This is a genomic window from Blautia sp. MSK17_66 (assembly GCF_020538025.1).
GTDB lineage: Bacteria > Bacillota > Clostridia > Lachnospirales > Lachnospiraceae > Blautia_A.
Window position 1 is genome coordinate 79,956 of record NZ_JAJBNQ010000006.1, and the last position, 13,187, is coordinate 93,142.

The following is a 13,187-nucleotide window of genomic DNA, read 5'->3' on the forward strand; positions in this document are numbered from 1 at the left end:
TGGTTTTCAAATGTACCTCTTTACCCTAATCTGCTTTAAATTCTTTTTGATCAAGACCATTTTCGAGCAGATATCTTTCCGTACCTTCTGGATCGAGCTGTGCAAGTCGTGCAAGATTAAACTCTACGACATAATAGCTGCCATAATTGATTTTCCTCTTACCTATAACTTTTCCGAGTTTATACTTTTCAATAAACGCAACCTTTGCTTTTGCTCCGCAATCCGAGATTATTGCCTGCCCTGGCCTTAGAAATCCCATAACTCCAATTGTAAGATCTCCGAATAATTCCAGTTTTTCCTCACATTCTTCTTGCTTTTGCCATAATCCGACATACAAAGATCCGTTGTAGTACATATTCACTCTGACATATAATTCCTCATGTCCACATTCCCAGTCATATCCCAGTGGTTTTTCATCTTTTCGAATGCATACATCCTGTCCCATATTCTGCCTCCTTTTTTGATTTTCCTGTTCATCTTTTATGGATTATTTTACATTTCCTCCCTTCCTGTTTTTTTGCACACTTCACATTTCGTTTTTGGACAACAAAAAAAAGACACCAAAAATCTTCTTTTGATTTTTGATGTCTTCCTATTGATAAAAGGCCTTCGCCTAAATGTTGCTCCCGGAACAGCATATCCGGAACAAAAAACTTTGCTGCGTGGCAAACCATGCATAAAAAATAATCCATTTATATGGTAACACAATATATTGAATTCGTCAATAAAATACAGTAAATGAAACACCATATCTTGTTGCTGCATCATTTTTTGAGTGCACTTACCATCTTTACTTTTCTTCTATTTTCATGTCCAGCATGCCGATAAATCCTTATAATATGCTGATCTCACCTGTAATATATATTTGACAAATCATCAACGTAAAAAATCCATTGTCTGAATAGTGGACTTCTTTTTTGACTTTAAAAGAATTTTAAAGTTTTTGTTACCATCCGGAATTTTTTACGATATATAGTATGAGTAGAAAATTTCCTTTCGGAACACAAAATGAAGAGAACAAATAAAAATATAAAGCAAAACATTTTTATGATATCATTAATCATAATTGAAGTAACTCAGAAAATCAGAATTATGGAGACCATTATGAACAGAATATTTCAGAAATTTTTGCAAAGCGTAATTGACCTTTCCTCTGTGGGAGCAAAGTGCCGTGAAGATAATACACATGATATTGATATGAACCCGGATGCAGAAGTGCCCATCCCTGAATGGAAGGTTTATTTTGACGGAAACTTCTGGGAGCCTTCAGGAAAAGGCCATGCCGGAACAGAACTTCGATTAAATAAGCAATTCGAATGGGCTGGGCATCATTGGATTATTCCTGCGGTGTATTCTTGCAACAAAGGTCTTGTCTTGGATTTTTGTATGTGTACTCCGGCAGAAGATATTCGCGAATTTATGAAAAAGTGGGATTTAAGCCCCGAAAATGACTCTTGTTTAAATTTTACGCAAGAACAACAACTGCAAATAGATTTAGACAACCCTCTTTGCCTTGATATTATTCCTTGTTTAAAATTAAATGGAAAAACAATGCAGGCCTCTCACAGCTGTTCGGTGGTCTTTAATCCCTGCTTATCGGACGAAACAAACAATGAACTGGAAGCAAAATGGGCGGTGAAACACTACGAATTGGATATCTCCTATGGATGGATGATTTTTAGGGCGGCATTTCTGTGGTCAGGTAAACGCCGTCCTGCAATAAAATCTTTTTCGCTTACAATGGAGCAACAACCATTCCGTGTACCTGGGCCGCATTTTAAGATACACGCTCCCGGTGACCAGTTTGCTTTCTCCCATCCGATCAGTGAAATAGAATATATATTAACTGTGCAAAAATTGGAACAGCAGACACTTTCTCAAAACTGCGTGGGCTCTGACCTTTGGTTTTATCCCACACATTTTACCACTATGAGCTATACACTTTCTCCTGAACCGGACAATGATATTTCGATTCATGATTGTGCTGATAGCGATAAACCTGTAGAAATTGCTCCTACAACAGATTCCTTTTCTCCTGAAATACAAAATGATTTTGCTTGTATTGGCGTTATCGGTGGTGCAGACGAGCCAACCATAATTTTATGTGGCGACAGCAATCAGGCAAATCTCCATGTTGCTTGTTCCGCTTTACACTTCAAACCAGTATCAGACGACACTGAATGGCGAATTGAGTTTAACATTATTCGTTCTTCGAAAAAAACATTTTTGCTTATATAATGCATATTCAGTTAACTTTCCATTTGTTTAACTTACTTTTAGAAGTATTAACAACTTCCGTCCACATAAAGGGGGATGTCGTATCAATACGCCATCCCCGCTTTTTCTGTCTTACTGGTCTATTTCATATAATTCTTCGACATAAATATTTCCGTCAGGCAGCTCCTCCGTTTTCTGTGAGATCAGAGTGCCTTTTTGCGAGTAGGCATATACCACCGATGATCCCACAAGCAAAACTCCTAAAGCACTGAGTATTATAATCTTTACCTTATGTTTCATATGATTAGACTCCTTTCATTTTCTATATGGCTGATAAACAATCATGCATAACCTCCTTTGCCAAAATTTGCCATCTATATAATTAATCGTATTTTTTTGCATAAGGTAACACATTTTATAAAATTTTATCTCTTTTATATCAATCAGCCCTCTCCCCATCGGAAACCTCAATTATCATCGTCTCACCCTGTCGAAAAACAACTTTTCCAAGCGAAGTTAATAATTCGCTATTGATCTCTCCATACTTCTCAGCTTCACAACTGCCGATGAATAAATAGGAAATCTTATACTTTTCTATCAAGGCTTTTATTTGCTCAGCGCTGCTTGAAGTGTATATGGTCTGCACATCTTCTTTTCGTTGATTTTCCTCTTCCAGATTATTTCTCCACAGCCATTCATGCACATACCAGCCTAAAACCGTTGGCAGTCCTGTCATTGCTGAAACACGGTTATCATAATTCTTATAACTGTCACCACTGGTTTCAAGAACAACAGGTTGTCCATTAACATTAGCATTCAGCCAGCGGATTCCAGCGGCATCATCCGGAATAGCATTTTCCAAATAGTTCGTTGCGTTTAGTGTCTGGTATGCACTTCTTTTCGGGAATCCGCCAAACCAATGAATAATTGCATTTTCCAGGTATCCGCAAGTTGAAATCAGAAGCAGGATCGCAATGATCCCTGACAGGGTCTGACATCTTGGACACCTCAGTAATCCTTTACATATTATAGCATTGTCAGTACCATTACATCTTTTTATTCTGGTTGCTGTAAATGAAACCAATATATATGCCATCATAATTCCAAACATGATATATGCCTGATAAGTCAGCTTGAACATGGTATTGGCTCTTGGAGCTGTTTTTTCATAAATGTCCCGTACATAAACAATTTCAGGAATAAAGATCAGTCCCATAGCACAAAGTACAAGAACCAGCCCATACAAATCAGGATACTTTACATTGCTAAAAAAACTTCGTATCTTTTTATCTGGGAATGTTCGTATTTTTTTCAGAACTACAATAACAAATGGCGTGCAAACCAGAAGCGGAAATGCCCATAATACACAGAACTGGTAAAAAGCAGTATGTATTTTTACTACTCCGATTCCCTGAACCATCACATTTTGAAAAGTCAAATGAAACGGAAGTGATGCAAGAAAAGCAACCGCCAGCAGTTCCCCCCACTGTATCACACTCCATTTCAATGCTGAACTTATAAAAGAATCAGAGGAATAACGTTTCAGATTTCCGAAAAGCAATACTCCGCAACTCACAACGTAATAGATCATAAAATCCCAGGTATTAGAAAAAAGGAACATTCCCAGAAACAGTCCGAGAAATCCGATTTCTCTCTGTCTCCAGCTTTTTCCTGAATTTGTCTTCATCCATGAATATAGGATTCCCAGTACCGTCAGGACCAGAAAGACATTTATTACATGAGCATGAAGATCTCCCAGTACAAACGAATAAGACGGAAACTCATGGATCGTCTCATCCCCGGTTACAGCCGGATCGAAACCAATATAACGGGTAGAGCTTGGAAACCAGTAATCTGTTTTTATTTTCAGCAGTCTAAGGATGATTCCATAAATAATATAGTGGAGATTCCCACTCATAGACACCGCCATCCCTGCCAGGATACCACCAAGATCTAAAGACCATTTTCTCCCAGTCCTTAATTTGTCCTTCAGCATCTGGCGTACCAGACTAAAGGGAAGAACAAAGGCAAAAGCGGCGACCATAGTCCTCATCAGATTATAAGTAATCTCCACGCTTGTCCCGGTCAGCTTCGTAAGGAATACGGCAAGATACTGTCCACCGTAATAATAATTAAAAGACTTTCCGGCAAACCACATATCCTGGGCTGGTAAGGTTGTACTTCTCATCATGGACTGCATAAAACCAAAATCCATATATTTTTCCGTTCCATGAGCCGCCGGATGAAATCCCGCCAGATATGTCCAGAAAAGAAACACCAGAAAAAACAGAATTTCTTCCCGGTAAACCAGGGTTGTCTGTTCCCAGGGAAGAGAATTCGTGATTCTGTTCTTACATTTTATTCCATACAAAATACTGCCCAGACAACAAATAACCGTGATGATAACACAGGTCATTCCCGTAAACGGAGTGATTTTTAAACAGGCCAGCAGCCACTGCACATATCCGCATACAGCGACTGCCAGTACTTTAGAAAACATCCAGCCATTATCATCAAAGCCCCTGAATATACGGGATGTTACCGGCATAAATACCAGACCTAGCAGGCATATCATTTCCCACCAGGTCAGAAATGTAAAAAAATCAGAACCGAGGAGCCAGTAAGCACCAACTACTAATAAAACAGCCGGTGCAAGCTTTATCAAATAATTTCGTTTTATCTTCACATCTGTAACCTTCTCTTTCCTGTTTTTGTTATTCCTGGTTTAAAATACCATTTTCTTCAAGAGTTCCTGTAAATATGGAATACGCTCCCTTTACTTCATAGTTACTGGAAATTTCACCTTCATATTCAACAACTACAAGATCCCCTTCTTTAAGTTCTCCGCTTTCAATCCATCTTCTTATTTTTATATCATCTGTATATACCTTATATTTCTTTCCTGCTTTTGATTTCTTACATAAAACGGTGTCATCAACCATAATATATCCATTTCCAATTTCTGTAACAGTTCCGGATATGGTTGGCAGACTGGTACTGGACTTTGTTTCCGTGGAATGTTTTTGTACATAACTGATGATCTGTCCTGCTGCCTCTTTTCCAATAAAATAACTATATTCATAATCAAAAATATTGGTAGCAAAGTAACCATCCTCAGAAATGTAGATCCCCCGGTTATAGACACCCAATGCTTCAGAAGTTGCCGTAAAAGCCAGACATCTTCGATTCTCTCTTTCAAAGAAGTCAATTGTATCATCAAGCTTTGCATCGCCACAGCCATAAAGGATCCACCAGATCTTTTCATCATTATCCAGCAAAAGCTCCCCTTTTTCCTCATAACCTTCACATTTTGTTACATAGTTTAATTCTATGTTTTGCGAAAGCTCATAAAGTTCCAGTAACTTACCTAACGTATCTGGAGCCGACTTCTCATCAACTGCATAAACATAAAATCCATCCTCATTGCCTACGGCAATCATCAGTTCCTCTGATATGCCCTTAATCTTCTGCACCTCAAATGTTTCCGTGTATGCCTTTCCTGTATCAGGATCAAGCCCTTCTGCCACACAGGAGCCAATTACCTCCCCCATTACCTCTGTATGAATAGAATTCTGACTTTTCGCAGTAAACTGTTTTCCATTAAATTTAACAACAGGATACTTTTCAGCAGGAGTCTTGTATTTCCATGGCCATTCTATGGCTCGTTCTGTTTCAGCAATATGATATTTATATTTATCTTCAATGACTGCATCTTTCCTAAAAAAATGTGGAACAAGAATGCTTGCAATCATAACCAGCACCAAACAGGAAGCAACCGGCATCCATTTGATCATAGGATTATGCCTTTTCCTCGGCGGATCTTCCAGTGCTGCCGTGATAAGGTCATCATCAATATAACCGATAGCATTTACAATTCTTGGTATATTCATATGTAGATTCCCTCCTCAATCAGATATTTTTTTAATTTATTTCTGGTACGGGCCAACATATTCGTTACTTTGCGTTCAGTAAAACCATTTTTTTCCGCAATAGCCCTGTTAGATTCGAAATAAAAATACTTTAGAACAAACACCCTCTGAACCTCTTCTTTTTGTTTACGAAGAAAAATACGGATCAATTTTCCAATCTCTTCATCGTTCCTTCCAGGAGCATGCCTTTCATCCGGTAGTACCTCTGTAAGTTCATCCAATGCCATAACCATATCAGCCGACCTCTTTTTAGCTGTCAGATGTCTTAATTTATCTATGGAAATATCTCTGACAATTATAGAAATATAGGCTTTAAATTTTGCAGGCCTTGTCGGTGGGATTCTATTCCACACTTCTAAATAAGTGGTATTTACACACTCTTCCGAATCCTGGCGATTATTCAGGACATTATAGGCAATTTTATGACAAAGTTTTCCATATTTTATATCTGTTTCCTTAATCGCCCGCTCATTTCTTTCAAAATAAAGCTCTATGATTTTTATATCGTCTATGATGTTCACCTCCTCAAAAGTGTTCTCAATTATAAAGTCGTGTTTTTTTGAGGATCGTCTCAAAAAATTTATATTTTTTTTAAATTATAGCATGAAAAAGGAGCATATCATCACGATAGCCCCTTATATTCTCCATAAATTATTTAATTTGCGTTGTCTTTCCATCTGCATCTACTATATAGATAGTTGTTTGCGGTACGGACAGTTCAGAACCACATAGGTACAAATGTGAGCCATCTGCCATGTCATATTCATACACATACTGTCCACTTCCTATATCTGTATACGAAGAATCATCATCGTACATTGTCTCCTCATCAAAAAAGTCCGAATCCGTCTCTTCATCCACATACAGATTTGTTGTCATTTCCGTTTCCGTATAGAAGCTTTCATCAAAGTTTACTTCCGTTACTGTTTCCCTACACTAATATCTTTTATTCTCGATTATTCGTCAAATAAATATATGCATCTTCCAAAGTGATATCATTATCCGGGACACAATTCTCATTTGGCTTTTCTTTGCTTAATACTTTCATATGAATTCCATTTTCTACATACTGCTTAGATGATATAGAATAATTGGCTTCTAACAAACGGGCTTCTTCTGCATTTTGTACCGTACAATTCCAAACACAGCCCTTTGCATTTTCCAGCAACCCACTTACGCTTCCAGAATATAAAAAACTTCCCTTTTTCATAATGGCAAGCTGTGTACAGGTTGCTGCTAAATCTTCTACTACATGAGTGGAAAACAGCACAGTTCTATTCTTTGAAAAATCAACCAAAAGATTGCGGATCCTGATTCTTTCTTCCGGATCTAACCCGGTGGTAGGTTCATCAATAATCAAAAAATCCGGATTATTAAGAAGTGCCTGTATGAGTCCGACACGTCTCTTCATACCGCCAGATAATTGCCGCATTTTTTTATTCTGATGCTCTGTAAGAGAAGTCTTTTCCAGATAATAGGTAATTCTTTGTTTGAGGTCATTTGTGGATACTCCTGATAGTCCTCCCATATATACAAGGCATTCTTTCACCGTAAGATTCGGATATAAGTCGATTTCCTGTGGAAGATAACCAATCTTTTTCTGTATTTTCTCATAATTTCCCTCGTTATACAGAATTCCATCAAGGGAAACCATTCCTTCCGTTTGTTTTAAAACGGTTGTAAGAACCCTCATCAGCGTGGTTTTTCCCGCACCATTCTCTCCCAAAAGTCCGTAAATTCCCTTAGGTATTTCAAGAGATGCCTTATTTACTGCAACTACACCATTTTTAAATCTAACTGTTAAATCATTTATTCTAATACTCATAATCTATCCCCTTTTCTTTAAAGCCATTGGTAATACTGCCAATAAAAGCAGACCCACTATAAAAGACACAAGCGTTCCATAAATCCAACTCTCGGACATTAATTGATTAAGTTCACAAGAGCTGAAAGAAAACAATCCCAGATTCCCGAAAAATGAACTGCCCGCTTTCGATATAAGACCAATGACAATTCCAAATAAACATCCTATACCTGCCCACATATTTCCAAGCAATGTACACAAAATCACAGAGCATATACTCCAAAGCCAGATGGTTCCGAACATTGCAATGGAAAATAAAAGGAATATTTGAGTACCCGAAACGCCTTCGTTTACACTGACCGGTTTTTGCCAGAAAAATAAAACATATCCAGCACAGGAAAGTATTAATAAATATAATATTTGAACGCACACTCTCTGTGATATTACTTTTAACTGCTTTTTTTGATCATACAAATGAAATACATCGGTACGCTTACTTTTTACTTCCATCAAATATGTGTCACTACAAAAAATAATTGTTAAAAATGCTATTGGCGACTGAATCGCTGAACCGATTTCTTCATAGTATATAATCGGATGAATAGTACACAATATCAGTATAAATGCACATGAATAAAAAATCTTATATAACGACAGGCAGTTTTTTAGTTCCGTTTTCAATGAACCCTCCTCCTTTTCCAGATTGTAACAGAAATACATACTAATATAACTGATGAAATTACAAGAATAATCTGATTTATGTTTGACATTTTGGCTACATGTGTTTCAAAAAATCTGCTAGGGAATCGCACCATAATAGAGAACGGCCTCATATAATAAATATCATTCTTCATGGTCAGCATATTTGAATATATAATGTGTAAAAACAAGATTGGTGCTGCCGGAAGCGGATTTTTAAATATTACTGCTGTAATTGTATAGACACAACATATCATCAAAAGATTCGGCACAATATAGATCAGAGAATTCACGCAAAAATCAATTGGTGTTACTGGAAAGCCCGATTCTAAAGACGTTTTTAAACACAGCATAAAGAATATAACATTCAAAATCACTAATACTCCCAGCATACTAATGAATCCGCTTATTACTTTCCCACATATATATTGGATTGCCGTAACAGGCTTTGTATGTAATAATTCATAGGTACTTTTTCGTGTATCCTGAATAAATAAAAATGATAGCAAGACTGTTGCAAAAAAGGCCATATGCAATCCTGCAAAATCCGTAAATTTTTTTGCAAAGTACCAGGAAAAAGAATGTTCGGATAATTTCTGTTCGATATAATGATTGATTTCTTCTGCTGTCCCCTTATGAATTTTAAGGTCTTCATAAGCATATATTGCGTTATAATAGCCATATTGGGATTCCAGGAACTCAGAAGCAGTCTTTACATCCATATTCTGAATTTTTTTCACTACATCATCTGCTTCTTGCCTGCTAAATCCAAAACCATTTGGGGAGGTGTCCATTAAAGTCTCTCTGATCGTATCTTCCCACTCCCCTCTTCTTTCCTTATCATCAGATGTGGGAATATAGCCATCCATGACATCGGCATCTCCCAATGCTACATCATTTTGTGTAACCTGTTCATTCGGTTTGATATAATGAATTTGCAAATACGATGACAGACATTGATATATACTGGCGACTATAATAATCAAGCCAATCCACAAAACAGGGTTCTTTAAATAATCAAGTATACTTCTTTTTATAATTGTTTTCATTGTATCTCTTCCTTTCTTTATTTCTTTAACAACATCATACAAATCAATTCTCAATAAATTCACAACAAAAAAGGCTAAAACCACTTTATTTATGATTTTAGCCTTCTAACATATTTTTATTCAGCTTTGAAAAGAGCTTCTACATGAGCACCGCCCTGTCTGGCATTATATATTTTCAAATTTCCTCCATGCTTTTCACAGAAAATACGAGAAATATACATGCCAAGTCCAAAATGCTTTAAATCATCTTGTGGATTCTTATGATAAAACGGCTCTGTTACTTTTTCCTCAGTATCCACAAACCCTATTCCATCATCTTCAACAGATATTATAAGAAAACCATCCTTTTTCCTTATCTGCAGAGCAATACTATTTTGCGCATATCGAACTGCATTTTCCAGTAAGTTGTCTGTCACTTCCATGACAAGTTCCTCATCCACTTTCACAACGTTTTGTTCCTGTACGCTTTCTACCTTACATAGTTTACTTTCCTTCTTGGACAGCATGACAGCTTCTGTCTCAATCTTTTTTGCCAGCTCCGATAATACTATCTCTGAACATTGCAGTTCCCTCTGTTCTAAATGGGACATTTTTCTCATGTTTTCCGTGAAATGTTCTATTCGGTCAATCTGATACATGCCTGTTTGCAAGATATCCATAATATCCTCTGTTTTTATACTCTCAGCAGAAACAAACTCTAAGAGCATTTCCTGATACCCACGCAATATGGAAAGTGGAGAACGTATATCATGTGCAATTGCATTCCGCAAAGCCTTCTCGTCATCAATCATTCGCCACATCTTTCTGTTGTTATCTGCTAAATCACTTCGCATCATTTCAAATTCTTTACACAAAGTTCCCATCTCATCTTTATTTTCATAGGACACATGAAAATCCAGTTCATTATCTGCAATCATTTGTGAGGCATCTTTTAGTTCCTGTAGAGGTGTCTTTAACTTATTTTTATAAAAAAAGAATACCGCAGCAACACTCCCAACAATCGAAAAAATCAGTACCGAATATGTTTCCATAAAGTCACACATTTCCGAAAGATGATAGTCCAAACGATTCATCTGCGATTGATTAGGTCTTGATATCTCAATCTCGTATTTCTTTCCATATTGCTGAAACACGTCCGTATAATCTGCATAATCAATATATTTTTCCCATATTTTATTCTGCATATTTCTTGCAAAATGAACTGTAAATCCAGATAACAGAAATGCTGCCGTTAAGCTGATCACAAAATAAAGCAGAATTGTTTTTTTCAGTGACAAGTTTCTTATTTTTTCCATCGGTATCCAATCCCCCATACAGTTTCTATGTATTCTTTTTCTGAATAATCCGCTATTTTTTTCCTTATACGCCGTACTAATTCCGTTATCGTTCTACTGTCCCCTTCCGCATCATATCCACAGACTTGTGCATATATACGTTCTTTATCAAACACCTGCCCTGGATGCATGGATAAGAATTCAATAATCTGATATTCAATTTTTGTGAACTCCATCCTGTGTCCAGCTATAGCTACTATTTTTTCAGAATAATCAACCAGCATTTCATCCATGAAACGGTATTCCGTTTTTTGTTGATGCCTTTCTTCTCTCTTTATGTTTGTGACAATCCTTGCTTCCAACTCCCGAAGACTAAATGGTTTCGTAATATAATCATCCCCACCTGAAAGCAACCCATTAATTTTATCATCTTCGTCAACTCTTGCTGTCAGAAATAAAATTGGACATAACACTTTACTGCGTATCAGACGACATACTTCAATCCCATCCATGCGTGGCATATTGATATCCAACAAAATAATATCCGGTTTCATTTTTATTTTATTTAATGCTTCCATTCCATCTGTAGCCGTAATGGTTTCATATTGTTTCATATTAAAATAACTACAAAGCATTTTCACCAATTCTTTATCATCATCGACAACCAAAATCTTGTATTTCATCCAAACCACCTCCAGTATCCATATTATACGATAAAAAACAATGAAATCACAACAAGAGTACATGAAGAACGTAAGCACAATATATCTTTTTTCTCAATTCCAGCTCAATTTCTCCTCGATGTCTTTTGCCTCCGATTTTCGTATGCTTATCCCACAGCAGAGCAGTACCACACCGGTGCGATCTGCTGAATCAATCAATACGAAAACGGAAGTGTTTTTATGCGAGAACTCAGTTTTCGTAAAAACAATCACATACAAAAAGAATAATAAAAATGAAATAGGATTAATCAGCTGTTAGAAAACTGATTAATCCTATTTTGTTCTACATCGACACCAAATCTCAAGTTTGCCTCTAAAAATTCCTGACCTTTAATTAATAAATAGGTAAGTCGAAAACCGACTTACCCACTATAATATGATTTTTATTTACTTCGCCACACACATGTTTTCATCAATCCATTTCTGGATATCGTCTTCGCTTACTTTAACCAGGCGGGCAATTTTCTTAACATCCATCCCCTCTTCTGCCATAGAAAGAGCTGTTTCTTTTGCTTTTTTTAGTTCGCCGCTTTCCATTCCTTCGCTATAAATTTTCTCCATTTCATGGCACATAAGCTCCACTCCTTTCTGCGTGTCTTTTAATTCATGTACCTGTTTTACAACAACCGGACTGTGCATTTCATCCGCATTCCTGTTTGTAAGAACATACTATTTTAACCAATCTGTGATATTTTCATCTGTTGCATGGTTCGCATTAAATGTTCTGCACCATTTTGCAGAATATTTCTTTTTGATCTTCACCGCAATCTTCTGTGGTTCTGTAGCTCCGCTGGTTGTAAAAATTGCTGCTTTTTTTCCATTCAGATTTACCTTGTCCAGAAAACTGAATACTGCATTTGGAAATGTTCCACACCAGATCGGACTTCCTATCAGTATCCTGTCGTATGCAGAAATATCAGGAATCTCCATATCCAGTTCTGGCCGCTCATTTAATAAAATTTCTTTTAATGAGGTAAATACCGTTTTTCTATAAGACATCCGGTAAGATTTATGAGTCTTAATCTCTGCCAGATCTGCACCGGAAAGCTGTGCGATCCGTCTAGCAGCTTCTTTTGTCTTTCCTTTCTGCGAAAAATAGATAACTAATGTTTCCATTTGATAGGCTCCTTTTCTAGTACAATATATTTATGGCTGATGTCTCTACAACTCTGATACAGAATAACTGCTCTATTATAACTGGATATTTACTCTTAAGCACGATATTATATAAATCAGGGCAAGCCCAACAGACCTGCCCATTTATAAATGTGTTCCTTATTTTATTGCACATAGATTTTCATCAATCCATTTTTGGACTTCATTCACATCATGATTTACAGCTTTTGCAATTTTTTCAACAGGCAGACCCATTTCTGCAAGAGAAAGAGCTGTTTCTTTTTTGGCCTTTAATTCCCCACTTTCCATTCCTTCGCTATAAATTTTTTCCATTTCATGGCACATAAGCGGTGGCCCCTTTCTGTGTCTCTTTCAAT

15 protein-coding genes are annotated in these 13,187 nt (G+C 36.8%); 1 reads left to right on the plus strand and 14 read right to left on the minus strand.

From position 1 onward, the window contains the following. Positions 1-25 precede the first annotated feature (25 nt). A complete protein-coding gene (locus LIR34_RS04690) occupies positions 26-445 on the minus strand; it encodes a DUF4313 domain-containing protein (RefSeq protein ID WP_173902133.1) in 420 nt (139 codons plus the stop codon). 659 nt (positions 446-1,104) lie between these two features. On the opposite strand from LIR34_RS04690, the gene LIR34_RS04695 reads away from it, so the two are divergent. After that, positions 1,105-2,238 (plus strand): hypothetical protein, encoded by a 1,134-nt coding sequence (locus LIR34_RS04695; protein WP_173902134.1) that lies wholly within the window; start codon positions 1,105-1,107, stop codon positions 2,236-2,238. Between the two features lie 111 nt (positions 2,239-2,349). On the opposite strand, the gene LIR34_RS04700 is transcribed toward LIR34_RS04695, so the two are convergent. The 13 genes from LIR34_RS04700 to LIR34_RS04760 all read right to left on the minus strand — a co-directional run bounded on the left by LIR34_RS04700 (position 2,350) and on the right by LIR34_RS04760 (position 13,143). Further along, positions 2,350-2,517 carry a hypothetical protein gene (locus LIR34_RS04700; RefSeq protein ID WP_173902135.1) on the minus strand — a complete coding sequence of 56 codons (168 nt, stop codon included), beginning with the start codon at positions 2,515-2,517 and terminating at the stop codon, positions 2,350-2,352. 139 nt (positions 2,518-2,656) lie between these two features. Next, complete coding sequence (locus tag LIR34_RS04705) at positions 2,657-4,903, minus strand: DUF2298 domain-containing protein (RefSeq protein WP_265107704.1); 2,247 nt, start codon at positions 4,901-4,903, stop codon at positions 2,657-2,659. A 28-nt stretch (positions 4,904-4,931) separates the two neighbouring features. Then, positions 4,932-6,107, minus strand: coding sequence for a hypothetical protein (locus tag LIR34_RS04710; RefSeq protein ID WP_055066280.1), 1,176 nt, complete (start codon positions 6,105-6,107; stop codon positions 4,932-4,934). Next, positions 6,104-6,667 carry an RNA polymerase sigma factor gene (locus tag LIR34_RS04715; protein ID WP_265107705.1) on the minus strand — a complete coding sequence of 188 codons (564 nt, stop codon included), beginning with the start codon at positions 6,665-6,667 and terminating at the stop codon, positions 6,104-6,106. Before LIR34_RS04715 ends, LIR34_RS04710 begins: the two co-directional genes overlap by 4 nt. A gap of 130 nt (positions 6,668-6,797) precedes the next feature. Beyond that, a complete protein-coding gene (locus tag LIR34_RS04720; protein WP_055066281.1) occupies positions 6,798-7,025 on the minus strand; it encodes a hypothetical protein in 228 nt (75 codons plus the stop codon). Positions 7,026-7,092: 67 nt separating this feature from the next. After that, entirely contained in the window at positions 7,093-7,971 is an 879-nt protein-coding gene (locus tag LIR34_RS04725) for an ATP-binding cassette domain-containing protein (RefSeq protein ID WP_173902136.1), read from the minus strand. 3 nt (positions 7,972-7,974) lie between these two features. Further along, positions 7,975-8,631, minus strand: coding sequence for a transporter (locus LIR34_RS04730; RefSeq protein ID WP_244092200.1), 657 nt, complete (start codon positions 8,629-8,631; stop codon positions 7,975-7,977). After that, positions 8,628-9,698 carry an ABC transporter permease subunit gene (locus LIR34_RS04735; RefSeq protein WP_173902137.1) on the minus strand — a complete coding sequence of 357 codons (1,071 nt, stop codon included), beginning with the start codon at positions 9,696-9,698 and terminating at the stop codon, positions 8,628-8,630. The genes LIR34_RS04730 and LIR34_RS04735 overlap by 4 nt, the downstream gene beginning before the upstream one ends. Positions 9,699-9,814: 116 nt before the next feature. Then, positions 9,815-10,993 (minus strand): sensor histidine kinase, encoded by a 1,179-nt coding sequence (locus LIR34_RS04740; protein ID WP_173902138.1) that lies wholly within the window; start codon positions 10,991-10,993, stop codon positions 9,815-9,817. Next, positions 10,981-11,655, minus strand: coding sequence for a response regulator transcription factor (locus LIR34_RS04745; RefSeq protein ID WP_173902139.1), 675 nt, complete (start codon positions 11,653-11,655; stop codon positions 10,981-10,983). The genes LIR34_RS04740 and LIR34_RS04745 overlap by 13 nt, the downstream gene beginning before the upstream one ends. Before the next feature lie 426 nt (positions 11,656-12,081). Next, positions 12,082-12,333, minus strand: a complete 252-nt coding sequence (locus LIR34_RS04750; RefSeq protein ID WP_173772622.1) for a hypothetical protein — start codon at positions 12,331-12,333, stop codon at positions 12,082-12,084. 30 nt (positions 12,334-12,363) lie between these two features. After that, the gene (locus LIR34_RS04755; RefSeq protein ID WP_055066284.1) at positions 12,364-12,810 is read right to left on the minus strand and encodes a flavodoxin; all 447 of its coding nucleotides are present in this window, start codon (positions 12,808-12,810) and stop codon (positions 12,364-12,366) included. A gap of 159 nt (positions 12,811-12,969) precedes the next feature. Next, positions 12,970-13,143: a hypothetical protein gene (locus tag LIR34_RS04760; protein ID WP_173902140.1), complete on the minus strand. Its 174-nt coding sequence runs from the start codon at positions 13,141-13,143 to the stop codon at positions 12,970-12,972. Positions 13,144-13,187 lie beyond the last annotated feature (44 nt).